Genomic DNA, 24556 nt, shown 5'->3' on the forward strand with positions numbered 1-24556 from the left:
GGCCGAATTTGTAGGGCTCGTCAAGGCCCCCTACCTCGTCTCCCGTGTCGGGCAACCTGAAAAGTGACAGAGCCGTATGGTCCTACTGAGTGGCTGGCCCGATGAGAATTCACCAGTTCCGGATCGTCGCAAGTGACGCCTTGAAGTTTTGCCGTCGGGGCCAACGCAATCTCGATCGGCGCCGACGTTAGATTTGCCGCCAGGATGCGGATTTCGTCGGCGAGCTGAAAAGCGACTGCCGCCACTGCCGAATGATTGACCGAGACGTCGTAGCGCTGGGTTCCTGCTGCAGCCACGAGTTGGGCATGGATGGCCTGTAACGGTCGCGGGGTGCCATCCTCATTCAAAAGCCCGAAAGGTCCGGTCGGTGCTGCCAATATCAATCGATCGGCGGCTGCCGCGGCTGCCTGGGTCGCCACGCCGACGGCAAAGGCGGCACCGAACAATGCTTGCTGTCGCGGGTCGATGCGGGCGGCAGGTATCCGGATAAGGTCAGGATTGGCCGCAACTGACTGTCCGTAAGGATTATGTCGCATACCGATCGTGCACGGTCCCAGCCAGATCGACTTGCCAGGACATAAATGCCGCGCCGTCTCCATCACGGCTGAATAAACCGTCAGGGTTTCCATGACCGACTGCTCGTCGGCGGCATGCACGATCGCGCTGTTGCCGAAGAAGACAAAATCCGCATCGCCGCTCGGCGGATTGCGGTTGAATTCGGTGAACAGGGAGGGAGTTCCCGCGCCGATCAGGCAATCGATGCCACTTGCCTTGAGCGCATCGACCAGTTCGCCGACGGGCCGCTCGCCTGTAGGCAAATGGTTCGAGGGCCGCGTCTTGAATTCGCGCCGGGGCGAAACCAGCAGCGCGCTGGGTTCGACTTTGGACAAACGAATCGCATCGGCAATGGCCGCTGCTTCTGCTGAGGGATCGACCGTTTCAACAACCGCCTCGACCGCCAATCGGGCGCCGAGCGCACCCGCAAGGTCGGCTGATTTGCGCAGCATCCGAGCGTCATGCCCGCGCGCGCTGTCGAAGCGAACAATGATCTCCGGAACCGGCCCAAGCAAAGATGCGCTGGCCGTCGCGTCAGGCAAATCGTCTGGATCGAGGAACAAGGCAATGGACGGCATGCGTCCCGCAGGTCCGCCAAGCGTCAGAGTTACAACGCCGCCGGTTGTCCTTTGGGTTGCCGACGCATCGGCGCGCACGGAAACAGTGATGCACTGACAGTCCTGCGTATCTTTGCGAATGATATATGGACGGGGTTTTGAAAGTGGCCGGATATAGGTCTTGAAAGAGGCATCCGTCCAGTTGCGCTGGTCCTCCATCTCGAAGGCATCGCCTTCCATGGTGACGGTGCAGGTCATGCCAGGCGCCGGGTAATGCGTCAGCGCCGAAATGTCGAATGCAGGCTGATCCGGACTGATCAGAGAGGGAAAAATCGTATCTTCGATCATTCCGTTGCTGTGCCGGATGGACAGCTTTCCGCCCGCCGCCTCGGCAGGGTGAAGCACGACGAAGCCTGTGCGGTTTGTCGGAAAATCGGTGAGTGCAACACCTTCGGCCTCCAGGCTGAGTTCGCCCGAAGCGTCGCCGGTAATCGTCATTCGATAAGCAAAGCGGCCTTGCGGACCGCTGCAGAGTCCATCGTAGCCTACTTTGAAGGAGTCCCCTTCCGTCGCCACAGAGACATTGGAGAGCTCGGCCTTGTAAGTCCCCCAGGATGAATCGCGCGCGAGATAGTTTATCGCTCGAACCACCTCGACGCCGGCAAAGGAAATCGTCCGCAGATTGCCGTCCTCAAGGATAGCGGTCAGCGATCCGGCAGTCAGAAGCCGTCGTTCCGGCAGGGGCTCGTCGGTGCCGTAGAGCGCCACAGGATCCGGATCGGCTGTCACAGCTTCGCCTGCTTGAAGTTCTCATCGACTTTGTATGTCACGACCGTCTTGCTGCTCACCATGTCGCGCGTGCTGGCATCGAAGCTGCGATAGTGCTCGGAAGCAAGATGCAGGTCGAAGGCTGCGCGATCACGATAGATCTCGTAGAGGAAGATCTGCGACGGTTTCTGGGGTCCCAGCGGTGTCAGCACATCGAAGCGCAGGCATCCCGGCTCAAGCTCGACAGATGACGCCGCATTCTCCGAAACGAGCCGGTAGAACTCGGGAAAGGTCCCCTCGACGAGCTCGAAAACAACGGTCAGCGCAAAGGCCGCTTCGGAAAGCATGCTCATCCAGGCTCTCCGTTGTGAATGGGATTCCATTGCATGGGTTGAATGGCGCGCCGTTCGTCCGCGGCGCGATAGGCGGCGTCGACCAGCGCGTATGTCTTGAGATTGTCCTCACCGCTGGTTTCGGCCGGGACGCCACGCTGCAGACAGTCGAGAAAATGGCCGCATGCGCCGATCACGCCTTGCTGGGCGACATGCCAGGGGTGACCGGTCCAGGTCAGGAGCGGCGCGCCAGCATCTTGCGTCCAGGTCTTGCCATCGCTCGTCACCGTTATCCTGCAGCCGGCTCCAAGCGAAATCGCGCCCTTGGGACCTTCAACGACCAGCAGCGTTTCAGGAAAATGATCGGGCAGACGTCGCGACTCGTACGTGCATTCCACAACCGACACCGCGCCACTTGCATGGCGCAGCAGCATGGTCGCCGTATCCTCGGCGCGAACGCGCGGATTGCGCTTCTGGGTTTCACTGGATATGTGCTCGACCTCGCCGAGGAAGAAGCGCGCAAGGTCCAGCATGTGGATGCCGACATCAGCAATCGCCAGCCGCTCCTCGTCATAGAAATAGGGCTGGGTCTTGTAGACATCGAAGCCGGTCCTGAAGCGAATCCTCGCCCAACTCGGCGTTCCGATGGCGCCGCTGTCGATCACCTTGCGGACCACGCGCATCGGCGCCTGGAACCGGAAGTTCTCGTGCACTGCAAGCCATACATTTGCCTTGCGGGCCGATTCGACGATCGCAACACAGTCTTGCCAGGTCGACGCGAACGGCTTCTGGACGATCGCGGCAACGCGATGCGCGATGGCGATCTCCGCCAACAGCCTGTGCGTGTCATGGCGTGTGACGATGTCGACCACGTCGAGACGCTCAGCCTCGAGCATGCTTTCGGCGTCCGAGTAAAACGGCACGCCGAACTGCTCCCCAGCCGCGCGCGCCTTGCCGGCATCGACATCGCAAACGGCAGCGAGTTGCGCTCCCGTTTCGGCGAGGTCGCGCCAAGAATGCAAATGGTTCTGCGCGAAGAAGCCGCAGCCGATCACACCAATGCGCAAAGGGCGGGCCATACCTCTATCTGGCCACGATCGGCGTTCTGAGCACGCCGATGCCAGTCGCCTCGATCTCGACGATATCGCCCGCCTTCATGAAGATCTGCGGCTTCTGGAAGGCGCCTACGCCAGCCGGCGTTCCGGTAGAGACGAGATCGCCAGGCTCAAGCGGCACATAGTGTGAGAGGAAGGATATCAGCCGCGGCAGCGAGAAGAGCCAGTCGGACGTGCTGCCATTCTGCAGCAGCTTGCCGTTGAGCCGGGTCTTCAGCGCCACATCATCCGGCCTGGTCAGTTCATCGGCAGTGACGATGCAGGGGCCGATCGGCGCGAAGCCGGCGAAATTCTTGCCGATGGTAATCTGGTTGTCCTTAAATTGAACGTCGCGGGCGGAGATATCGTTGAGCAGCGTGTAGCCGAAGACCGCCGGCATCACATCGGCCTCCGCGGCCTTGTGCAGGCGCTTGCCGATCACGGCGGTGAATTCAACCTCGTAGTCCATCTGTTCGGTTCGAACCGGCTTCTCGACCGGCACGTCCGGCCCGACGACCGATGACGGCAGCTTTGCGAAGAAGAACGGCTCGGTTGGCATCTTGGCGTTAGGATTTTCCTCGGCATGCCCTTTGTAGTTGATGCCGGAGCAAAGAACCTTGCCGGGGCGGATGGGGGCTTCGAGCATGACATCGACAAGCGCATAGCGCGGCGCCTGGGTAAGTCCGCCGCGAATTTTGTCGAGCGCCGACTTGCCGCCCTGCACGATGTCGAGCACCGACGCCGCTAGCCCGGCTTCGGTGAGGCACACCACCTCCTCGCCGTCGAGGACGCCGGCGTGGTGGTGATGCCCCGCCTTCTTATGGGAGAAAGTCACGAATTTCATACGGCCTCCGAAACGAAGACAGCCTTGTGCAAGGCCATCGGATTGTCAGCGAGTGTTTTGAAAACGGTGGGTGCCGCGGACAGCGAGAAGCTGCTGGCGATCTTGGGATAGTGGATCTTGCCCGACGCAAGCAGATCGAGCGCCTCGGGAAAGCAATCGACGGACGCGCGCGACCCGAGGATCGTGACTTCCTTGCGGGTGAAATCCAGGCCGGGAAACGTGACGCCCTGCCCTTTCTTGACGAGGCCGAGGATGACGATACGGCCGCCGGCGGCGACGAGGTCGATGGTCTGTTCCATCGCTGGCGCCGCACCCGTCGCCTCCATGACGACCGGCATCCCCTCGCCGTTCGTGATCTCAAGCACGCGCTCGAGCAGGCCCGCGCCGCCGGCGATCGGAGTTGCACCCATGTCCGCGGCGGTGGACAGCCGCTCCGCCGAAAGGTCGGTTGCGTAGACTTTGGCGCCGAGCACCCGCGCGACCTCGACGATCGCCAGACCGATCGGACCGGCGCCTAGAACGAGGACCGTGTCGTCGGCGGTGACCATTCCACGCCGGCAACCCTGGACGCCGATGGCGACCGGCTCGGCGAATGCCGCCTCGAAATCGGTCAGCCCGTCCGGCACAGGGTTCAAATTGGTCGCGGGCGCGGTGACGAAATCGGCGAAGCCGCCCTCGCGATGCACACCGATAATGGCGAGGTTGGCGCAGCAATTGCGCTTGCCGACCCGGCAAGGATAGCAATGGCCGCAGCCTATGAACGGGTCGACGACGACACGCGTCCCGACCTTCGGACCGGCGGTCCCTTGACCGTAAGCCTCGACCGTGCCGGCGATCTCGTGACAGCCGATGCGCGGGTAGATCACGTAAGGATTTTTGCCGGTGTAGATGTAGAGATCGCCGGCGCACAGGCCCGCTGCCCTGACGCGCACCAGCACCTCGCCCGGTCCAGGGAGCGGCTTCGGCACATCGGCGATGCGGATCGACCGCGGCTGATCGAAAATGGCGGCCTGCATCATGCCGCCTTTGCGGGGCGCACCACCCTGCCTTCGGCGTCGAATTCGATCCAGTCGCCGGCCCGAAGCAGATAGGGGTCGGCGATAGGCTCGCCGCGCGCCCTCGCCGCGCCGTGATGCTTCATGTAGTCGGCGACATCCTTGTCGCCGTCGAGGGTGATGTAGTGGCATGGCAGCACGGTCTCGAGCCCGAGCCATTGGGTCGCAAGGACCCCCTCGTAGGGGCTCATCTCGCCCGTCAGCATTTCGCCAGGCATCGGATTGAGATGCAGGACCTCCTGCGGATTGGCGATGCCGATGCATCCGACATTCGGCTTGTAGAGTTGGCCCTGCAGCTTCAGGTCGGAGAAGATGGCTGTGTCGCCATAGTGGTAGAAACGCAGCCCGTCGGCATAGACGATGAAGGCCATCGGCACGCCTGATATGAAGGAATTGTCCTTCAACCTGATCTGCGACCAGTGGTGACATTCGAGCGGCTGTATCTCGATGCCCGCCACCTTGACACGGATGCCCCAGGTGGTTGCACGAATCTGGTTTGCCGGGATGCCGCGGTCCATCAGCCAGGCCTTCACCTCGCCGCCGCAGACGACCGGGCATCCATATTTGGCAGCGATTTTGTCGGTGTCGCCCAGATGATCGAAGGCCGCATGGCTAACGATCACCAGATCCACGTGGTCGAATTCGGTGGATTTGGTTGCGGCGCCGGGGTTCTGATCGAGAAAGGGATCGCACAATATGCGCATGCCGTTCTCGGTCAGAATCTCGTAGGCGGCGACGCCGTGGAAGCGGATGCGGGTCGTGGGTCGAAGCGTCATCGGTTCAACTCGTCTTTCTCGTGTCGATCTTGAGCGGCAGGCAGGAAAGTCCGTGCCGATCGCCGCGTGTCTTCCAGCGAAGCTCTTTCGTCGTGTCAGGCGCAAGGCTCAAGCGGGCTTCGATCAGCGTCTCAAGTGTCACCGCCATTTCCATGCGCGCTACACCCGCACCGGCGCACAAATGTGGGCCGGCCCCGAAAGTGAGATGCTTGTTCGGATTGCGATCGAGGCGTAGCTCGTTCGGCGCTTCGAATACCGATGGATCTCGGTTGGCCGAGCCGAAACCGAGCGCCACAATATCGCCCTCGCGTATATTGCGACCGTGCAGGCACAGGTCGCGCGAGGCGTTGCGGCCGAAAATCTCGATCGGCGAGGAATAGCGCAGGAACTCCTCCACCGCGGTGGGAACGAGCGCTGGCTCCTCGGCAAGCCGCTCCAGGGCCTTCGGGTGTTCGGCGAGCCAGTGCAGCATTACCGAAAGGCCATCCGCCGTGGTCTCGAAACCTGCGCCGAAGACGACGGTCATGAATGAGCGTATCTGATTGTCGTCCAGCCGTTCGCCATCGATCTCGGCCGCAATCAGCATGCTGATGAAGTCGTCGGTCGGCTTGGAGCGCCGCGCCGCGATCAGCTTCTCGATATAGGCGTTGAGTTCACGGCTCGAAGCCGCGCCGGCTGCAGGGTCGCTCATGTTGAACATGCTGGTGATCCAGCCGATCCACCTGTCCGAATCTTCCAGCGGCACGTCGGTGAAGGCCGCCAGCGAGGCGACGGCAACTGGCACGCAGAATTCGGCAACGATCTCGGCCTGTCCCTTCGCAGCCATCTTTTCGAAGAGGGACCGGGCCAGCGCCCTGACGCGCGGCGTGATGGCGGCGACACGTTGTGGGGCAAAGACCGGGTTGACCAGCGCGCGGTAGCGCGAGTGCCGCGGCGGATCGACTTCGATCGGCAGCTGGGGTTCGGTACGCGGCGTGATCACGGGAATGGCCGTCACGCCGGGAACGCTGGATGTATAGTCGCGCCAATTGATTGCCGCCGACCGCACGTCGTCATAGCGGCTCAGCAGCCAAAAACCCCCGTGCCTGTTCGACCGGGCCACCGGACATTCGCGCCGCAGCCTGTCGAAGGCCGAGAATGGATCGGCGACGAACGCAGGATCGTGGATGTCCACGTCGTCCGGTATCGTCTGTGGTGTCACTGTTGCGGCCATGGTCGCGACTTGATCGGGTTGGTTCGCTTCAAAGGTGCCTCCGGCGGCAGGGGTGAACCGCCGGAGGAAGGGGGCGACAGCCCTCGTGCAGATCGACTACTTGACGCCGAGCGCGGCCGTCACCTTGTCGACATTGTCCTTGGTGACGAGCAGCACGCCGGTGTCGAGCGTATCGGGAACCGGGCGACCGCCGTCGGCGGCGCCAAGGCCGGCGGACTTCAGACCGTTGTGGTTGTAGTCGTGCAGGATCTTGACGGCGTAGTAGATGAAAAGCTCGCGGTTCTGCACCACGATGCCGTCGACCCAGCCTTGCTTGGCTGTCTTGAAGAAGTCGGGCGTCTGCTCCATCGCGGTCACCTTGATGTCGCCTGGATTCTTGCCGGCCTCGCGCAATGCGGTGACGATGCCGGCGCCGGACTCCGAGTCGAAGCCGGCGATGCCGGCGATGTCCGGATTGGCGGCCAGGATCGCGGCCGTCACCTGCGCGGCCTTCTGCGCGTCGCCGCCGTCGTCTTCGTTGGAAACGATGTTGTACTTGCCGCCGCCATTGGCCTCGATATAGGCCTTGAAGCCAGCGACCGCCTCACGCATGTTGCCGGCATTGATGATCGACATCATGGCCAGCTTGCCGCCGCTGGGCAGTTTCTCCATTATCTTCTTGGCCTGCGCGACGCCGACCTGTGTCCAGTTCGTGCCGATGTAGGCCAAGCGGCCCGAGTCCGGCAGATCGCCGTCGTCGACGACGGTGGGCACACCCTGTTCCAGGCACTTCTTGACCGATTCCGTCAGAGACGGATCCCAGCCACCCACCACGGACACGCCATTTGGCTTCTGCGCGCAGACCTGGTCGACTGCGGCGATAAAGCCCGGCAGGTCAAAATCGGTCGGCCCGGCAACGACCACTTTCACGCCGAGTTCCTCGGCGATCTTCTTCATGCCGACATAGTCGTACTGCACGAAGAGCGGAAGGTTGGCCTTGTTGGAAATCCAGTAGTAGGTCTCCTTGGCGTCGGCGGGGCCAAACGATGATTCCTGCGCGCGCGCAGGTGCCGTCACGGCCGATGCAAGCGCCGTCATGCCCAAGGCGATCAATGTCGATTTCAGCATAGAGCCCATTCCTGTTTCCTCCTGATTGGGTTCTGATCCCAGTTTTTGCAGTTCCCCCGGCTCTGGCCGGATTTCCCCCGCTTGCTGCCCGATCAGGCGCGGCCCGCGGTCTTGAAGCGGTCGAGCGAGACGGCGAACAGCAGGACGAGACCAACGACCAGTCCCTGCCAGAACACGCCGACCGCGTTGATGATCATGGCGTTCTCGATCAGGGCGATGAAAAGCACGCCGAGAATGCCGCCCAGAACCGTGCCCTCGCCGCCCTTGAGGCTGGCGCCGCCGAGCACCGTCGCGGTGATGACCTTGAGCTCGATGCCGACGCCGGCATTGACGACCGCGCTGTTCAGCCGCGCCGCCCCAAGCACGCCGGCGATACCCGCCAGCGCACCCATGATCACGAAGCCGATGAGAATCAGCCTGTCGACGCGGATGCCTGACAATTGCGCCGCACGAGGATTACCGCCGACGAAATAGAACTGGCGGAAGAAGCGGGTGCGGGCGATCAGCCAGCCGCCGATCAGGACAAGAACCAGCATTGCCCAGAACGGCGACTGGATGCGCAGGATCGGATCGGCGGCGCGGCCATACTCGGCGAAGCTGTCCGAGATCGGGGTGACGCCCGTTCCGGCCGTCACATAGGTGAGGCTGCGGTAGATGGTCAGCGTGCCGAGCGTCGCGATCAGCGCGTTGATGCCGATGCGGGTGACGATCAGCCCGTTTATCAGCCCAGCCATAGCCCCGACCACGACACCGATGAGGAGAGCCGCCTCGGCGGGCCAGCCCCACCAGCCCGCGACAACGCCGGCCCATACGCCGGCCAGCGCCAGCGTCGAGCCGACCGAAAGATCGAACGTGCCCGCAATCATCAGGAGCATCATGCCGCAGACGAGGATGCCGACGGGCGCGAGGTTCAAAAGCACGGCCCGCATATTCGGTCCGGTCGGGAAATTGTGCGGATAGACGATGGTCATCGCCAGCGCCAGCAGCACGACCAGAACGAACAATGTCAGCTCGCGCGAATTGGCCAGCCGGCGCACGATGCGCAGCGGCAAGGCCTCGCGCTGCTCCACCGACGCCTGCGCTTCGTTGCGGGAAATCTGTGCCAAGCTCATGCTCCAACCGCTTCCTTGCGTACGTCCGCCACGGACGATGTGAACCGGGTCGCCAGCCGCAGAACCTGCTCTTCGGTCGCGCCTTCGCCGGCGAGTTCTCCGACTGTTCGGCCTTCGGCCATCACCACGATGCGGTCCGCGAGCGCGAGCACCTCGGGCAGATCCGAAGAGACGACCAATAGCGCCACGCCCCGCTCAGCGAGGCCGCGCAGGAGACGATAGATTTCGGAGCGGGCGCCAACATCGACGCCGCGCGTCGGCTCGTCGACGATGAGCAGGCGGGGCTCCATGGCTAGCCATTTTGCCAGCAGCACCTTCTGCTGGTTGCCCCCGGAGAGCTCGCCGACGATCTTGTGCACGCTCGGCGTCGAGATGCGCAGCTCGCTGATGAAGTTGCCGGCCAGCGCCTCGGCCTTCCTGTTGGAGAAATTGGCGCCCGACGAGACCTTCGACAGGACCGTTGCGGCGATGTTGTTGACGAGATCCATTCCCAGGAAAAGGCCCGAGGTCTTGCGATCTTCCGGCACCATGCCGATGCCGGCGTGCTTGGCGTCCCACGGTCCTTGCGGGTTGATCGGCGCGCCTGCGATGCGGATTTCACCGGCCCTGCGGGCCCTCGCACCGAAGATGGCCTCGCAGAATTCGCTCCGCCCTGAGCCGATCAATCCGGCCAGGCAGACGACCTCGCCCGCACGCACGGTGATCGAAGCCGATCGCACAAGCGGCGGCGCGGAGATCTCATTGGCCTCAAGAACGATCGGCCCCACTTGTCGTGGCGAAGCCGAGCGCGCGAGATGGACCTCGCGCCCGACCATGAGCCGGATCAATTCGTCCGTCGTGGTCTCGGCGACCTTTCGGGTGCCCGCCAGCCGCCCATCCTTCAGCACAGTGACCGAATTGCAGAGCGAGAAGATTTCGGCGAGGCGGTGGGATACATAGATGATCGAAACGCCGTCCCTGGCCAGCTGACGCACGATCTCGAACAGCTTTTCGGTTTCGGTCAGGGTCAGGGCCGCCGTCGGCTCGTCAAGAATCAAAAGCTTCAACTCGCGCGACAGCGCCTTGGCGATCTCGACGATCTGCGCCTGGGCCGGCGACAAGAACGCCACCTTCATGGCGGGATCGATGGCAACGCCGAGTTGGGCGATGAGAGCGTGGGCTCGTTCACGCATCAGTCTCACATCGACCTGGCCGAGCCATTTCGTCGGCTGCCGACCGGCAAAGATGTTCTCCGCGACCGAGAGCTGCGGCACCAGCGAGCCTTCCTGATGGACGATGCCGATGCCGAGCTCGCCGGCCGCTTTCTCATCGAGTTCGCCGAGAGCGACGCCATCGAGGCGCACCTCGCCGCTGGTGCGGGCATAGACACCGGCGACGATCCTGCCGAGCGTCGACTTTCCGGCGCCATTCTCGCCCAGCAGAGCCCGGATTTCGCCGGGCTCGACCGTCATCGATACGTCGTCGAGCGCCCTCACGCCCGGGAACGATTTCGAGAGCTGCGAGACTTCGAGGCGCGCCGCCATCTCAAGCCTCAAACGCTGAACGACAAGGCCGGCATCGTTATGCCTTTGCCTGAAGATAGTGGGCTTGTTTGGCCTGGATCATCCAGACCATCGTGTCGTTGACCGGCGTCGCCACGCCGATGCGCTTGCCGGCATCGACGATGGCGCCATTGATCACCTCGATCTCCGTCTGGCGCCTGGCCTCGACGTCCTGCAGCATCGACGCCTTGCCGCCAACCGCCTTCTCGAGCAATCCGGTGATGGCCGCCCAACGTTCGTCGTAATCGAGCGAAATGCCTTGCGCATTGGCAACGGCCACGACCTCTCTAAGGATCGCGGCCATCAGCGACTTGGTCGCGTCAAAAGCGACCAGTTCGTGCGACATGAAATGCAGCAGGCCGGCGATCGGCAGCGTGCAGGCGTTCAAGGCGAGTTTCTTCCAGACCTCGTCCAGGATGCGTTCCGATTTCGTGGTTTCGATCTGCGCGGCGCGGAAGGTTTCGATCACTTTGTCCAGACGCGGCGTCGTCTTGCCGCTCAGCTCACCGATATAGGTCATCCCCACACCAGGATGCTTCACCCTGCCGGGACCAAGCAGCGTGCCGCCGTGATAGGTCAGGCCGACAAGCACCTTGTCTTCGCCGACAATGCCGGCGATGCGCGGCGCGTTTCCCCAGCCATTTTGCAGGCTGAGCACCGCCGTATCGCCCGAGATCATCGGCGCCGCGGCGCGGACCGCGGCATCGGTGTGGTAGCATTTAACGAAATTGATGATGAGGTCGACGGGCCCGACCTTGGACGGCTCCGTGCTTGCGGGAACGCGGATGACCGGTTGGGTGCCGTCCTTCTCCTCGATCGTCAGGCCGTTGTCATTGATTGCCGCCACGGCAGGCTTCGACACATCGATCAGCGTGACGTCATTGCCGGCGCGGGCGAGGTATCCGCCAAAAATGCCGCCCATCGCGCCGCCGCCGCCCAAAATGGCGATCCGCATGTCTTCTCGCTCCCTGACCCGCCACGGGGTTTTTGGCAAGACCGTGCCATCGCTTCCGATCGCTGTCGGAAACGCGCTTTCGGCGAACGAAGCCGTTCGCCGACCCGGCCTTGTTTTGGTTTATCTTGCCGTCATCCTTGCAAGCAGTTGCATGGTTGTCAAGTATGATGGTATGAAAGGTCTATGGTCGACCCTCTCGTCATAGAACGCAAGAAGCTCTTCGAGCACGTAGCCTCGCATCTCGAGGCGCAAATCCTGTCCGGCAAACTGAAGCCCGGCGATCAACTGCCGCCCGAGCGCGACCTGCAGATGCGCTTCGGCGTCGGCCGGCCGGCAATACGCGAGGCCCTGATCTCGCTGCAGAAAGCCGGGCTCGTCGAACTCACCAACGGCGCGCGCGCCAAGGTACTGATGCCGACCGCCTCGCATATCTTCACCGGCATGGCCCCGGCGGTGCGCCAGATGCTCTCGACCGAGGAGGGGCATCGCTACTTCCAGGGCGCTCGCCTGTTCTTCGAAGTCGGGTTAGCGCGCGAGGCAGCCCGCCACGCGACGGCCACGGACCTTGAGGCGCTGGCGGCTGCGCTCGAAGCCAATCGCAAAGCCATAGGCAATCGCGAGCGGTTTACCTCGACCGACATCGCCTTCCATTTCGAACTGGCGAAGATGGCGCGCAATCCGGTCTTCATCGCGCTGCACGACCAGATTTCGGAATGGCTAAAGGAACAGCGCACCGTCACGCTTGCCGCCAAGGGGCAGGAAAAGACGGCTTTCGAGGCGCACAAGGCGATCTATGAAGGGATCGCCGCGCGCGACCCGGACCGCGCCGAGCAAGCCATGCGCACGCATCTGGAGCAGCTTGCCGTGACCTTCTGGCAGCAGCGCACGCACGACTGACGGCCATGCGGATCGGCGTCATCGGTGATGACTTCACCGGCTCGGGCGATATCGCGAATACGCTGGCCAAGGCCGGGGCACGGACGCTGCAGTATATCGGCACGCCCGCACATCCGGCACAACCGGACATCGATGCGGCCGTCGTCTCGCTGAAGACCCGCTCGATCGCTGTCGACGAGGCGGTCGCGCAATCCATCGCCGCTTGCCGTTGGCTCGTTGCAAATGGCGCCGAGCAGATCGTTTTCAAATACTGCTCGACATTCGATTCGACTCCGCAAGGCAATATCGGGCCGGTCGCTGCGGCGCTGCTCGATGAACTGGAGGCGCCGCTGGCACTCGTCTGCCCCGCCTTTCCGGCGAATGGGCGCACGGTCTATCAGGGCCATCTCTTCGTCTGGGACAAGCTGCTTAGTGAATCCGGCATGGAAAGCCATCCGCTGACGCCAATGACGGACGCCGATATCCGGCGCTGGCTGGCGCGCCAGACAAACCTGAAGGTTGGACATCTTCCGTTGCACGCCGTCCGATCACAGATGCTGGGCAAGGCGCTTACCGACGCCGAAGCCGCCGGCGAGCGGCTGATTGTCGCCGACACGATCCTCAACGACGACCTTGTCAAGCTCGGCCGCGCCGCCGCCGGTCACAAGCTGGTCACTGGTGGATCAGGCATCGCTCTCGCGCTACCGGGAAATTTCGGCATTCGCGCCAGCCGCGCCTCCAAAGGCTTCCAGGGCGCGCATGGTCCGGCGCTGGTTCTGTCCGGCAGTTGCTCGGCGGCGACACGACGCCAGGTTTCGCTCTACCGGCAAACGCATCCTTCTATGGAACTGAGCGCCGAGGCTTTGAGCAACGACGGCGACGCGGTCGCAAAGCAGGCGTTTGCTTTCATCGAAAAGCACAAGGACGTTGCCCCGCTGGTCTTCTCCTCCGCGGATCCGGCGGTTGTGTCGGCGGCGCAGGCTCGATATGGCGGCTCGGAGCTTGCTGGCCGGTTCGAGTATTTTTTCGCCTCGCTGGCCACGCAAGCGGCGGCAGCCGGCTTTCGCCGCATGATCGTGGCTGGCGGGGAGACGTCCGGCGCGGTTGCCTCAGCGCTGGGGCAAGGACCGATGCGCATCGGCTCCGAGATCGACATCGGCGTGCCCGTGCTGGTTCTCGACGGGCCGCCGCGTCTCGCGCTGGCGTTGAAGTCGGGCAATTTCGGCGCCGATGATTTCTTTCAACGCGCCCTGAACATGCTGAAAGGCAGCAGCCGATGACACTGGAAGAACAGCAGCTTCGCGACGAAATCTGCCGCTGGGGCCGGTCGCTCTTCAAGCGCGGCTATACCGCCGGTTCCTCAGGCAATCTGTCGGCGAGGCTCTCCGACGGTTTTCTTGTGACGCCGACCAATTCCTGCCTGGGATATCTTGAAGCTTCCAAGCTCACAAAACTCGATTGGAATGGCGTCGCCGTTTCGGGGGACGCGCCGACCAAGGAAATTCCGCTGCATATGGCATTCTATGAGTCGCGATCACAGGCCGCCGGCGTCGTGCACCTGCACTCGACCTATGCCACAGCGCTATCTTGCCTCGAGGACACCGATCCCGAGGATACGATCCCGCCCATAACCCCCTATGTCGTGATGCGGGTGGGGCGTGTGCCTCTCATACCCTACACACATCCTGGATCGGCAGACACCGGTGCCTTGATACGAGCACGCGCGCCCGGCCATGCCGCAGTTCTTTTGGCCAATCACGGCCCGGTTGTCTCGGGCCGCAGTTTTCGCGATGCGGTTTTCGCGGCCGAAGAGCTTGAGGAGACCGCAAAGCTGGTTCTGCTGACAAGAAACATGTCCGTGCGTCGCTTATCCGACGATCTGGTTGCCGAACTCAATCAACGCCGAAAATCGTGAATGCCCGACTGCGCTTAGCCGTCGCACGCACTGGCCCGATCAGCCTCATGCCGCCTCTTTCATCGTCAAGCTGGAGGGCGGAACATCTCGACGCCGTCAGCGTCCACAGGCAGTGTCACGCGCGCACAAGCCGCATAATGGTATCGATATTAAACTCCAAGCGCTGATCTAGGGCGCCCTTGTCCATCAGGTCGCGCTCGAAAATAATTGAGCCCGTGAAGCGGTTCGTCAGATAATAATATCCGATGGCGGCGATCGTAATATTCAGCTGCACGGGATCGATCCCCGCACGAAAATCCCCGCTGCTCACGCCCCTCTCGAGGATGCTTGACACCATGGCGACGAACTTGCGGCTGGCGGTCTTGATCAGCTCGGACTTCTTCACATGCTTTGCGCGGTGAAGGTTCTCGCTGTTGACCAAGGTGATAAACTCAGGATTCTTCAGATAATATTGCCATGTAAACCGCACGAGGCGTTCAAGGGCATCCTTGGGTTCGAGGTCGTCGAGATGAAGTTTCTGCTCGGCTGTGCGGATGTCCATATAGGCGTTTTCCACAACCGTCTGAAAGAGACCGTCCTTGCTGCCGAAATAATGATAGATCATGCGCTTGTTGGCATTGGCCTTTGCCGCAATGACATCGACGCGGGCGCCGCCGAGTCCGTTCTTGGCGAAATCGCTCTTTGCCGCTTCCAGGATGCGAAGCTTGGTCGCCTCGGCATCCCGAAGCCGCTTCTTCTTGGCGACATTGCCTGATTTGTCGGACGTTGCGTCCACTTTGGTCGCTCCCTTGATTCCAGTTCCAGCGTGTAGGCGACGATCGATCATACGCTGAAAGTCATTTCAATTGTTCGAGAAGTCAACAGGCCGCGCATTGCGCCGGCGCTTGACTCTCGCCCGTTAAGGAAGTAACTAGATGGTGCATTAAGCGACCAGGGGAGCGGTTTGGACGGCCAGACTCTCGACGTTGCTCAATAGGTGCCCGCGCCTGCGGGTGGTTGCCAAATGGGAGGTAGCATGTCGACTTTCATCAAGGATTTCATCGAGCGCGAGACCATCAACCGGCGCAATTTCCTGCTCGCCACGGCTGCCGGCATGGGAGCCATGGCCGTGCCATTCGGCTTGGGCGGCGGCGGCGCTCAGGCGGCTCTCACTGACCCGGCGATCGCCTGGTCCTACCGCGACCGCGCCTCGGCTTACTGGAACTCGATCGTGTCGGGTGGAGAGGCTTTCGTGGAATCGCTCAGCAAACCGAAGGATTCCCTCGTCTCGCTGATCAACGAGGGCTCCTCCGAAAAATCGCTGGCCGACATCAAGGCGTTTCTTGCCAAAACCAACGGCAAATGCGCAATCGCCTGCGACGCCAACGACAGCCCGAACGCACGTCCCGTGGTCGAGGCGGTGCGGGATGCCGGCGCCTACATTTCCACTATCTGGAACAAGACCGACGACCTGCATCCTTGGGACATCGGCGACAATTACGTCTCGCATATGACTTGGTCGGACGAGAAGCCGGCCGAGCAGACGGCGCGTATCCTGTTCGAGGCCATGGGAGGCAAGGGTGGCGTCGTGCATCTGGGCGGCATTGCCGCCAACAATCCGGCCATCGAACGCCTCAATGGCTTGAAGAACGCGTTGAAAGATTTTCCCAACATCGAGCTTCTCGATGCCCAGCCCGCCGATTGGGACACGACCAAGGGTACGGAGTTGATGGCGTCTTTCCTGACCCGTTTCGGCGACAAGATCACCGGCGTTCACTGCGCAAATGACAATATCGCGTATGGCGTGATCGAGGCCCTACGCGCCGAAGGCATCGAGGGTATGCCGATAGTGGCCTATGACGGAAATCCGGAGGCGGTGAAGCTCGTCATGGACGGCAAGCTCCTGGCAACCGTCTTCACCAATCCGCACTGGGGCGGCGGCATCACGGCGGCGCTCGCTTACTATGCAGCGACCGGCGCCTTCAAACCCTCCGAAGAGCCGAAGGAGCACCGCGAATTCTACGGCCCGACGATCCTGATCTCCAACAAGGATGCCGCGGACTTCAAGGCCAAATATCTCGATACCGTTCCGTCCTACAACTGGAAGGACTTCTGGGGTCCGGGCAACGGGCAGATCAAGTACAAGTAATACGAAGCTCGATCGGGCGGCCTTTTTCAGGGCCGCCCCCTCCACAACGACACGTCTGGACGGGAGGCCGAAGTTGCCACGCATCCTTACGCGGGAGAACGCGATCCGCTGGGCACCTTTGCTGGTGCTTCTCGCGCTCATAGTGCTGTTCACGGCGATAAACCCTTCGTTCCTGTCGCAGCGCAACTTCGCGCGCATCGCGATCGCGGCTACGCCCGCGCTCATGGTGGCGGTCGGCGTGACCTTCATCATCGTGATGGGTTCCATCGACCTCTCCATGGAGGGTGTCGTTTCCCTGACGGCGGTCCTGTTCTGCTTCCTGATGCTGGCGCTCGGCGGAACGCTCGCGTCGGGCGGCTGGATCGCAATCCCGGTCATTCTTGCCGTCGGGGCCGCGGTCGGCCTGGTCAACGGCCTCATTCACGTCAAGCTGAAAATACCATCCTTCATGGCGAGCCTCGCGCTTGGATTCGTCGGCACGGGCGCCGCGATCCTGCTGACTGGTGGCGACATCGTCAAATTCAACGATCCGACGTTCCGCGCCCTGCTGACCTGGCGCATTCTCGGTTTCCCGCTGATGGTTTATGTCGCGGGCCTGTGCCTCGTTCTTGCCTGGTTCATCCAGGCCCATACCCGCCTTGGACGCTATTTCTACGCGGTCGGCGGCGGCGAGGAACTCGCTCACGCCTCGGGCGTGCGGGTGCGGCAGGTGAGGATGGCGGGTTTTTCGCTTGCCGGCTTCTTCTACGCGATAGCCGCGATCCTGCAGGTGGCGAAGCTCGGCCAGGCCGAGTCGGTCACCGGATCCAATTTCATGTTCATGTCCATCACTTCGGTCGTGGTTGGCGGCGTGGCGCTGTGGGGCGGCGTAGGTGGAGTGTGGAACACGCTCGTCGGCGTCCTTATTGTCGCGGTGATCAACAACGGCATGGTGGTCATCGGCCTGCCCGACTTCCTGCAGGCCGCCGTTCTAGGACTGCTCGTCATCATCGCGGTCATCCTGTCGACGGACCGGCGCTCGGTCGCGTTCGTCAAGTGAGGGCGCCATGTACGAATTGAGAGCCGTCGAAAAGAAGTTTCCCGGTGTCAGGGCGCTGAAATCCGTCGACTTCTCCATCAGTCGCGGTGAGATCGTCGGGCTGGTTGGCGAAAATGGCGCCGGCAAATCCACGCTCATGAAGGTGATTTACGGCGCCTATCAGCCCGATGGCGGCGAAATCCTCATCGATGGCAAGCCTGTGCGGTTCAGCGGCCCCCGCGATGCGATGGAAAGGGGCATCGGCATGGTGTTCCAGGAGCAATCGCTGGTCACCAACCTGTCGGTGATGGAGAACATCTTCCTGGGCTATGAGGACCAGTTTTCGCGCTTGGGCGTCGTCAACTGGAAGGCAATGGCCAAAGCCGCCAAGAAGCAGCTCGCCAAGGTCAAGCTCGATATCGACCCTCGCGCGGTCACCTCAAGTCTTTCCTTCGCGCAGCGCCAGCTTGTGGAACTGGCCAAGGTGCTGACCCTGGAGGAACGGATGCAGGGTCACCTGGTCGTCCTGCTCGACGAGCCGACCTCGGTGCTGGCGGAGGAAGAGGTAAAGCTGTTGTTCAAGCTCGTGCGGGAGCTGACGGCGCGCGCTTCATTCATCTTCGTGTCCCATCGCATGGACGAGGTGATGGAGCTCTCGGACCGCATCTACGTGATGAAGGACGGTCAGGTGGTCGATGTCGTCTCGCGCGGCGCGGCGACGCCGGAGGCGATTCAGCACAAGATGGTCGGCCGCCACGTCGACAAGGAATATTATCGTGAGCAGCGGCAAAAGCCCTACGACGCAACGAAGCCTCTGGTCGAGCTGTCGGATGTCAGCCTGCCCGGACGGGTCCGCGACATCTCGCTGACGCTGCATGCCGGCGAGGTGCTGTGCCTGGTCGGCACCGAGGGCTCCGGCCGCGAAGCGATCCTTCGAACCATTTACGGCATGCGCGCGCCCATCAAGGGCACTCTGAAGGTCAAAGGCGAGATCATCCCCGGGCTGACGGCTCGCGGCGCGGTGGAACGAGGCGTTGGCTATGTACCGCGCGAGCGCAAGGTCGAAGGGATCGTAGCCGGCATGAATGTCTACGAGAATATGACGCTCTCGCAAATGCCGCGCTACGCTCGGATGGGTTGGCTCGACGTGGCCGACGAGCGTGCCCTTGCCAGGACGTGGATCAGCAAGCTCTCCATCAAGGCAAGTTCAGAATACGCCGATTGCGGCAACCTCTCCGGAGGCAACCAGCAGAAGGTCGTGCTCGCCAAATGGCGGTCGGGCGGCTCCGATATCATGCTTCTCGACCATCCGACCCGAGGCCTGGATATCGGCGCCAAAGAGGATGTGTACGATATGATCAGGGAGATGTGCGACGATGGGGTCGGCGTCATCCTCGTCGCCGACACGCTCGAGGAGGCGATCGGCCTTTCCCACACCATCGTCGTCATAAAGGACGGTGAGATCCAGAAGCGCTTCGACTGCGTTCCCGGCTCCAAGCCGACGCTCTACGACCTTCTGCACTACATGATCTGAGAGGCCACATGGACATCCAACGCCTCAAGCCACACTTCCCCTGGATCACCCTTTTGGTCCTGGTCACGATCGTCGGCATCGCCGATCCGAGCTTCCTGAAGCCGGCCAATCTGCTGAGCCTTGCAGGCGACATCGTACCGCTGTTCATCATGGCGCTGGGACTGACCTTCGCGATCTACATCGGCGGCATCGACCTGTCGGCTCAGTCGATGGCTAACATGATCACCGTGGTTGCCTCGGTCTATCTGGCGTCGCTGGGCATATGGGTTGCCGCGCTGTGCATCCTTGCAGGCTTCGCGCTGGGCACCCTCTCCGGCTACCTGACCACCCGCATGTACGTTCCCTCCTTCATCTCGACGCTGGCCGTCGGCGGCGTGTGCTTCTCGGTGGCGCAATGGCTGTCTGGCAATCGAGCCCTGAACATGGACGCAACACAGCGCAACGAAACCTTCGGCTGGATGATCGGTCGAACCGGCATCGTGCCGCACGAGCTCTTCATCGCGCTCGGCCTGCTGGCAATCTGCCTGATCATAGAACGGCGCACCATCCTCGGCAGGGCGCTGAAGGCCGTGGGCGCCGGCGAACTGGCCGCGGCCGCGTCCGGCCTCAACGTCGCCCGCTACAAGATCCTCGCCTTTGCCATATCGGGAGCGCTGGCCGCAGTGGCCGGGCTACTCTTTTCCGTCAAGCTGTCGGGCGGCGCGCCGACGATTGCCAACGGCTTCCTTCTGCCGGCCATCGTCGCGGTGCTTGTCGGCGGGACGCCGCTGACGGGCGGCGTCGGCGGTGTGCTCAACACCGCGATCGGCACGCTGATCGTGGCGGTCATCCGCGCCTCGATGCTCTACTTCGGCATCGCCGCGACGCAGCAGCAAATGGTCTTTGGTCTAGTGCTGATCGTCGCGATCGCTTTGACCATCGACCGCTCCAAACTTCGCACCGTGAAGTGAGACACGCCATGGCAACAATGCGCGCGGCCGTTCTGACAGCTCCGCACCGTTTCGATCTGCTTGAGGTCGCCGTACCGGAGGTTGGCCCCGACGACGCCTTGATCCGCGTCTCGCGGACCGGCATATGCGGCACCGACATCCATATGTTCAACGGTCACTATGCCGCCGACCGGCTGCCGCTCGTGCCTGGCCACGAGTTTGCCGGGACCGTCGCCGCGACGGGCGAGCGTGTGAAACATATCAAGCCAGGCACGACCTGCGTCGCGGACGTCAATATTGGCTGTGGCGAGTGCTATTGGTGCCGCCGCAACGAGGTCCTCAACTGCCCCTCGATGACGCAGGTGGGCATCGGGCGCGACGGCGCGTTCGCCGAATATGTCTGCGTGCCGGCGCGGCTCGTCATAGAGGCGCCGGACGATGTGCCGGTTCAGGTGCTTGCCCTGACCGAGCCGGTGTCCTGCGTGGTGCGCGCCGCGCGCAAGGCGCGCGCGAGTTTCGGCCAGTCAGTCGTGATCCTCGGAGCAGGACCGATCGGCAATCTGCATGTCCAGATGATGCGCTTGTGCGGCGCCGCCCCAATCATTGTCGCGGACCTGTCGGAAGACCGTTGCCGCCTTGCCCTTGAAGCCGGTGCGGATGCAGCCGTTGCCAATCCTGCCCTGCTTAAGGCAGAGGTCTTGAAAAGGACCGGTGGACGGGGGGCGGACCTGGTGATCGAGAGCGTCGGCTCCGCACGGCTCTATGCGCTGGCCTTCGAACTCATCCGCAAGGGCGGCCATGTCGCTTTCTTCGGCCTTACCGGGCCGCACGACACGGTGCCGGTCGATATCCTGCGCACCATCCTCGAGGAGAACAGTCTGAAGGGCTCGGTCGCCGGCATGGGAGAAGACATGCACGATGCGCTGACACTTTTGTCGCACGGCCGCTTTCGGACCGAGGCGTTCACACGCGCGACTTTCCCGCTCGATGACATCCAGCGCGCCTTCGAGACCCTGGCCGAGCGGCCCCAGGATCTCAAGACGCAAATCGTATTGAACTAGGCGCCGGCGCGTTCCGCCCGCAATGGATCGCGGACGGCCGGCGCACAGCCAGAACGGAGGCATTCCATGCTCGATTTCACTGACCGCGCAGCCCTCCCGGATGCACCGCGCGAATTTGGTTTCTGGTCGGACGGATGCTGGCGCAAAGGCGGCGCCATGTTCGAGCGCCGGTCGCCGGGCCACGGCGTGCCGGTGACGCTTACGCCCAGATGCACGGTGGACGACCTCAATGCCGCCGTCGCCGCGGCGCGCCGCGCATTCGAGGACCGCCGGTGGGCCGGACTGCCAGGGGCCGACCGGGCCGGCGTGCTGCTGAGGACGGCCGACATTCTGCGCCGCCGCCGTGATGAAATCGCCTATTGGGAAGTCCTCGAGAACGGCAAGCCGATCTCCCAGGCGCGCGGCGAGATCGATCACTGCATCGCCTGTTTCGAGGTCGGCGCGGGCGCCGCAAGGCTGTTGCACGGCGACAGTTTCAACAGTCTCGGCGACGGCCTTTTCGGCATGGTGCTGCGCGAGCCAGTCGGCGTGGTCGGGCTCATCACACCATGGAACTTCCCGTTCCTGATCCTTTGCGAACGCGTTCCGTTCATCCTCGCCAGCGGCTGCACCATGGTCGTCAAACCTTCCGAGGTCACGTCCGCGACGACACTTTTGCTTGGCGAAATCCTTTCCGAAGCCGGCGCGCCGGACGGCGTCTATAACGTCGTCACCGGATCGGGCCGGACGATTGGTCAGGCTTTGAGCGAGCATCCCGATGTCGACATGCTGTCTTTTACCGGATCGACATCCGTCGGACGCTCATGCGTCCATGCGGCAGCCGACTCGAACTTCAAGAAGCTCGGCCTGGAGCTGGGTGGCAAGAATCCGATCCTCGTCTTTGCGGACAGCGACCTCGAGGATGCGGCGGACGGCGCGGCTTTCGGCATAAGCTTCAACACGGGCCAGTGCTGCGTGTCGTCGAGCCGCGTCATCGTGGAGCGCCCGGTCGCTCGCGAGTTTGAGGAAATCCTTGCCGCCAAGATGGCCAAGATAGTCGTTGGCGATCCGCTGCAGACGAAGACGCAGGTCGGAGCCATCACCACCGATGCGCAGAATTCAACCATCCTGAGCTATATCGACAAGGGCAAGGCCGAAGGGGCGACGCTTGTCGCCGGCGGGCAGGCCCTGGATCTTGGCGGCGGCCAGTATATCGCGCCAACGTTGTTTTCGGGGGTCACATCCGGGATGTCCATTGCTCGCGACGAAATCTTCGGGCCCGTCCTGTCGTCCTTCCATTTCGACACGGTCGAGGAGGCCATCAGTCTCGCGAACGATACGGTGTATGGCCTGGCTGCCAGCGTGTGGACAAAGAACATAGACAAGGCGCTGGTGGTGACGCGGCGCGTGCGCGCCGGCCGGTTCTGGGTGAACACGATCATGGCCGGAGGGCCGGAGATGCCGCTCGGCGGGTTCAAGCAGTCCGGATGGGGAAGAGAGGCCGGAATGTACGGCGTGGAGGAATACACACAGGTGAAGTCCGTCCACATCGAGGTCGGCAAGCGTGCGCACTGGATCAAGTGATGACGACAGGTTTCGACTATGTGATCGTCGGCGCCGGCTCTTCGGGTTGCGTGCTTGCCGCGCGCCTGTCTGAGAATCCGGCTGTAAGGGTCTGTATCATCGAGGCCGGCGGCAAGGACAGCCATCCCTACATCCATATGCCGGTCGGCTTCGCCAAGATGACCACGGGGCCGCTCACCTGGGGGCTGGTGACGGCACCGCAGAAGCACGCCGACAACCGCGAAATTCTTTATGCCCAGGCGAAGGTTCTCGGCGGCGGTTCGTCCATCAATGCCGCGGTCTATACCCGCGGGCACGAGACCGATTACGACCGCTGGGCGAACGAGGAAGGCGCGGACGGCTGGGCGTTCAAGGACGTCCGGAAATATTTCCTCCGTTCCGAGGGCAACAGCATACTCTCCGGCAAGCTGCACGGCACCAACGGACCGCTCGGCGTATCGAACATACCAGATCCGAACGTCGTCTCGCGCGCATTCGTCCAGAGCTGCCAGGAATACGGGCTGCCCTATAATCCGGACTTCAACGGCGCGAAGCAGGAAGGCGCCGGCATCTACCAGATCACAACGCGCAACAACCGCCGCTGCTCGGCTGCCGTGGGCTACCTCAAGCCTGCCCTGACACGCCCGAACCTGACGCTGATCACAGGAGCCCTGGTCCATCGCATCGTCTTCAAGGGCCGCCGGGCCGTTGGCGTCGAATGCTCGGTCGGCGGCTCACTGAAGGTCATAAACGCCGACAGCGAAGTGCTGGTGACCTCGGGGGCGATAGGCACGCCGAAGCTGATGATGCTGTCAGGCGTCGGCCCTGCCGATCACCTTCGTCACCATGGCATCGAAGCGATCCAGGATCTTCCGGGTGTCGGGCAAAACCTTCAGGATCATTTTGGCATCGACATCGTGGCCCAGCTGAAAGGCCATGATTCACTCGACAAATACAACAAGACGCACTGGATGCTGTGGGCCGGTATCCAGTACACGCTGTTCAGGACCGGGCCGATAACGTCGAACGTGGTCGAGGGCGGCGCCTTCTGGCATTCCTCGGGGAACCATGCGGGAGCGGTTCCCGATCTGCAGTTCCACTTCCTGGCGGGAGCCGGCGCGGAAGCGGGCGTGCCGTCGGTTCCGAAAGGATCGTCCGGCATCACATTGAACAGCTATACGCTGCGCCCGAAATCGCGCGGAAGCGTGACGCTCCGCTCGCCGGATCCACGCGACAATCCAATCGTCGACCCCAATTTCCTCGCGGAGCCCGACGACCTGAGAATATCGGTCGAAGGCATCAAGATCAGCCGGGAGATCTTCAATCAGCAGTCGCTGCGCAAATTCATCAAGGAGCTCCGTTTCCCTGACACAAGCGTGCGCTCGCAGTCAGACCATGAAGCCTATGCGCGACGCTACGGCCGGACCTCGTATCACCCGACTTGCACGTGTAAGATGGGGAAGGATGCGATGTCCGTGGTCGACCCTCTCCTGCGAGTGCACGGGTTGGATGGCATCCGCATCTGCGATAGCTCGGCAATGCCGTCCTTGGTCGGCTCAAACACCAATGCAGCGACAATCATGATCGGCGAGCATGCGTCGGACCTGATCCGAGGCAACCGCTAGCATTTGCCAGTCACCTCGG

General features: G+C 62.5%; 22 protein-coding genes. 10 read left to right on the forward strand and 12 right to left on the reverse strand.

The genetic code is table 11. The features are described 5' to 3' along the window. Positions 1–20 precede the first annotated feature (20 nt). The 11 genes from FJ418_RS23980 to FJ418_RS24030 form a co-directional block, all read right to left on the reverse strand. Entirely contained in the window at positions 21–1901 is a 1881-nt protein-coding gene (locus FJ418_RS23980; protein WP_140869839.1) for a hypothetical protein, read from the reverse strand. Continuing rightward, the gene (locus FJ418_RS23985; protein WP_226891957.1) at positions 1898–2233 is read right to left on the reverse strand and encodes a putative quinol monooxygenase; all 336 of its coding nucleotides are present in this window, start codon (positions 2231–2233) and stop codon (positions 1898–1900) included. The genes FJ418_RS23980 and FJ418_RS23985 overlap by 4 nt, the downstream gene beginning before the upstream one ends. Then, positions 2230–3291, reverse strand: coding sequence for a Gfo/Idh/MocA family oxidoreductase (locus tag FJ418_RS23990; RefSeq protein ID WP_140856035.1), 1062 nt, complete (start codon positions 3289–3291; stop codon positions 2230–2232). The genes FJ418_RS23985 and FJ418_RS23990 overlap by 4 nt, the downstream gene beginning before the upstream one ends. A 4-nt stretch (positions 3292–3295) precedes the next feature. Continuing rightward, the gene (locus FJ418_RS23995; RefSeq protein ID WP_140869842.1) at positions 3296–4150 is read right to left on the reverse strand and encodes a fumarylacetoacetate hydrolase family protein; all 855 of its coding nucleotides are present in this window, start codon (positions 4148–4150) and stop codon (positions 3296–3298) included. After that, the gene (locus FJ418_RS24000; protein WP_246683190.1) at positions 4147–5169 is read right to left on the reverse strand and encodes a zinc-binding alcohol dehydrogenase family protein; all 1023 of its coding nucleotides are present in this window, start codon (positions 5167–5169) and stop codon (positions 4147–4149) included. Before FJ418_RS24000 ends, FJ418_RS23995 begins: the two co-directional genes overlap by 4 nt. Continuing rightward, the gene (locus tag FJ418_RS24005; protein WP_140856039.1) at positions 5166–5981 is read right to left on the reverse strand and encodes an MBL fold metallo-hydrolase; all 816 of its coding nucleotides are present in this window, start codon (positions 5979–5981) and stop codon (positions 5166–5168) included. The genes FJ418_RS24000 and FJ418_RS24005 overlap by 4 nt, the downstream gene beginning before the upstream one ends. A 4-nt stretch (positions 5982–5985) precedes the next feature. Beyond that, a complete protein-coding gene (locus FJ418_RS24010) occupies positions 5986–7194 on the reverse strand; it encodes a cytochrome P450 (protein WP_140869847.1) in 1209 nt (402 codons plus the stop codon). A 96-nt stretch (positions 7195–7290) separates the two neighbouring features. Beyond that, the gene (locus FJ418_RS24015; protein WP_140709047.1) at positions 7291–8310 is read right to left on the reverse strand and encodes a substrate-binding domain-containing protein; all 1020 of its coding nucleotides are present in this window, start codon (positions 8308–8310) and stop codon (positions 7291–7293) included. 83 nt (positions 8311–8393) lie between these two features. Continuing rightward, complete coding sequence (locus FJ418_RS24020; RefSeq protein WP_140869850.1) at positions 8394–9413, reverse strand: ABC transporter permease; 1020 nt, start codon at positions 9411–9413, stop codon at positions 8394–8396. Then, positions 9410–10936 (reverse strand): sugar ABC transporter ATP-binding protein, encoded by a 1527-nt coding sequence (locus FJ418_RS24025; RefSeq protein WP_140869853.1) that lies wholly within the window; start codon positions 10934–10936, stop codon positions 9410–9412. Before FJ418_RS24025 ends, FJ418_RS24020 begins: the two co-directional genes overlap by 4 nt. 37 nt (positions 10937–10973) lie before the next feature. Next, positions 10974–11909 (reverse strand): 2-dehydropantoate 2-reductase, encoded by a 936-nt coding sequence (locus tag FJ418_RS24030; RefSeq protein ID WP_140869857.1) that lies wholly within the window; start codon positions 11907–11909, stop codon positions 10974–10976. Between the two features lie 183 nt (positions 11910–12092). On the opposite strand from FJ418_RS24030, the gene nanR reads away from it, so the two are divergent. The 3 genes from nanR to otnC are packed head-to-tail and all read left to right on the forward strand — an operon-like array spanning position 12093 to position 14700. Then, entirely contained in the window at positions 12093–12806 is a 714-nt protein-coding gene (nanR, locus tag FJ418_RS24035) for a transcriptional regulator NanR (RefSeq protein ID WP_140653964.1), read from the forward strand. 5 nt (positions 12807–12811) lie between these two features. After that, complete coding sequence (gene otnK / locus FJ418_RS24040) at positions 12812–14065, forward strand: 3-oxo-tetronate kinase (RefSeq protein WP_140869860.1); 1254 nt, start codon at positions 12812–12814, stop codon at positions 14063–14065. Beyond that, positions 14062–14700, forward strand: coding sequence for a 3-oxo-tetronate 4-phosphate decarboxylase (otnC, locus tag FJ418_RS24045; protein ID WP_140782674.1), 639 nt, complete (start codon positions 14062–14064; stop codon positions 14698–14700). The genes otnK and otnC overlap by 4 nt, the downstream gene beginning before the upstream one ends. A gap of 115 nt (positions 14701–14815) precedes the next feature. On the opposite strand, the gene FJ418_RS24050 is transcribed toward otnC, so the two are convergent. Beyond that, positions 14816–15475: a TetR/AcrR family transcriptional regulator gene (locus FJ418_RS24050; RefSeq protein WP_246683193.1), complete on the reverse strand. Its 660-nt coding sequence runs from the start codon at positions 15473–15475 to the stop codon at positions 14816–14818. Positions 15476–15715: 240 nt separating this feature from the next. Between FJ418_RS24050 and FJ418_RS24055 the strand changes: the two genes are divergently transcribed. The 7 genes from FJ418_RS24055 (at position 15716) to FJ418_RS24085 (ending at position 24537) form a co-directional block, all read left to right on the forward strand. Further along, positions 15716–16828 (forward strand): sugar ABC transporter substrate-binding protein, encoded by a 1113-nt coding sequence (locus FJ418_RS24055; protein ID WP_140869865.1) that lies wholly within the window; start codon positions 15716–15718, stop codon positions 16826–16828. A gap of 73 nt (positions 16829–16901) precedes the next feature. Further along, positions 16902–17867 (forward strand): ABC transporter permease, encoded by a 966-nt coding sequence (locus tag FJ418_RS24060; RefSeq protein WP_140653956.1) that lies wholly within the window; start codon positions 16902–16904, stop codon positions 17865–17867. A 7-nt stretch (positions 17868–17874) separates the two neighbouring features. Beyond that, positions 17875–19380, forward strand: a complete 1506-nt coding sequence (locus tag FJ418_RS24065; protein WP_140869869.1) for a sugar ABC transporter ATP-binding protein — start codon at positions 17875–17877, stop codon at positions 19378–19380. 8 nt (positions 19381–19388) lie between these two features. After that, complete coding sequence (locus tag FJ418_RS24070; RefSeq protein WP_140643808.1) at positions 19389–20330, forward strand: ABC transporter permease; 942 nt, start codon at positions 19389–19391, stop codon at positions 20328–20330. Positions 20331–20338: 8 nt separating this feature from the next. After that, positions 20339–21370 (forward strand): alcohol dehydrogenase catalytic domain-containing protein, encoded by a 1032-nt coding sequence (locus FJ418_RS24075; protein ID WP_140643806.1) that lies wholly within the window; start codon positions 20339–20341, stop codon positions 21368–21370. Positions 21371–21436: 66 nt separating this feature from the next. Next, positions 21437–22933 (forward strand): aldehyde dehydrogenase family protein, encoded by a 1497-nt coding sequence (locus tag FJ418_RS24080; RefSeq protein WP_140869872.1) that lies wholly within the window; start codon positions 21437–21439, stop codon positions 22931–22933. After that, positions 22933–24537, forward strand: a complete 1605-nt coding sequence (locus tag FJ418_RS24085; RefSeq protein WP_140869875.1) for a GMC family oxidoreductase N-terminal domain-containing protein — start codon at positions 22933–22935, stop codon at positions 24535–24537. Before FJ418_RS24080 ends, FJ418_RS24085 begins: the two co-directional genes overlap by 1 nt. The last annotated feature ends 19 nt before the right edge of the window (positions 24538–24556 follow it).

Source organism: Mesorhizobium sp. B2-8-3 (genome assembly GCF_006440815.1).
Classification (GTDB): Bacteria; Pseudomonadota; Alphaproteobacteria; order Rhizobiales; family Rhizobiaceae; genus Mesorhizobium.

Excerpts from the sequence above, each read along its gene's own strand:
- FJ418_RS24075 (WP_140643806.1), top strand. The coding sequence starts at position 20,339 with ATGGCAACAATGCGCGCGGCCGTTCTGACAGCTCCGCACCGTTTCGAT.
- nanR (WP_140653964.1), top strand. The coding sequence starts at position 12,093 with ATGGTCGACCCTCTCGTCATAGAACGCAAGAAGCTCTTCGAGCACGTA.
- FJ418_RS24010 (WP_140869847.1), bottom strand. The coding sequence starts at position 7,194 with ATGGCCGCAACAGTGACACCACAGACGATACCGGACGACGTGGACATC.
- FJ418_RS24055 (WP_140869865.1), top strand. The coding sequence starts at position 15,716 with ATGTCGACTTTCATCAAGGATTTCATCGAGCGCGAGACCATCAACCGG.
- FJ418_RS24070 (WP_140643808.1), top strand. The coding sequence starts at position 19,389 with ATGGACATCCAACGCCTCAAGCCACACTTCCCCTGGATCACCCTTTTG.
- FJ418_RS24025 (WP_140869853.1), bottom strand. The coding sequence starts at position 10,936 with ATGGCGGCGCGCCTCGAAGTCTCGCAGCTCTCGAAATCGTTCCCGGGC.
- FJ418_RS23990 (WP_140856035.1), bottom strand. The coding sequence starts at position 3,291 with ATGGCCCGCCCTTTGCGCATTGGTGTGATCGGCTGCGGCTTCTTCGCG.
- otnK (WP_140869860.1), top strand. The coding sequence starts at position 12,812 with ATGCGGATCGGCGTCATCGGTGATGACTTCACCGGCTCGGGCGATATC.
- FJ418_RS24000 (WP_246683190.1), bottom strand. The coding sequence starts at position 5,169 with ATGATGCAGGCCGCCATTTTCGATCAGCCGCGGTCGATCCGCATCGCC.
- FJ418_RS24085 (WP_140869875.1), top strand. The coding sequence starts at position 22,933 with ATGACGACAGGTTTCGACTATGTGATCGTCGGCGCCGGCTCTTCGGGT.
- FJ418_RS24065 (WP_140869869.1), top strand. The coding sequence starts at position 17,875 with ATGTACGAATTGAGAGCCGTCGAAAAGAAGTTTCCCGGTGTCAGGGCG.
- FJ418_RS24080 (WP_140869872.1), top strand. The coding sequence starts at position 21,437 with ATGCTCGATTTCACTGACCGCGCAGCCCTCCCGGATGCACCGCGCGAA.
- FJ418_RS23995 (WP_140869842.1), bottom strand. The coding sequence starts at position 4,150 with ATGAAATTCGTGACTTTCTCCCATAAGAAGGCGGGGCATCACCACCAC.
- otnC (WP_140782674.1), top strand. The coding sequence starts at position 14,062 with ATGACACTGGAAGAACAGCAGCTTCGCGACGAAATCTGCCGCTGGGGC.
- FJ418_RS24015 (WP_140709047.1), bottom strand. The coding sequence starts at position 8,310 with ATGGGCTCTATGCTGAAATCGACATTGATCGCCTTGGGCATGACGGCG.
- FJ418_RS24020 (WP_140869850.1), bottom strand. The coding sequence starts at position 9,413 with ATGAGCTTGGCACAGATTTCCCGCAACGAAGCGCAGGCGTCGGTGGAG.
- FJ418_RS24030 (WP_140869857.1), bottom strand. The coding sequence starts at position 11,909 with ATGCGGATCGCCATTTTGGGCGGCGGCGGCGCGATGGGCGGCATTTTT.
- FJ418_RS23985 (WP_226891957.1), bottom strand. The coding sequence starts at position 2,233 with ATGAGCATGCTTTCCGAAGCGGCCTTTGCGCTGACCGTTGTTTTCGAG.
- FJ418_RS24005 (WP_140856039.1), bottom strand. The coding sequence starts at position 5,981 with ATGACGCTTCGACCCACGACCCGCATCCGCTTCCACGGCGTCGCCGCC.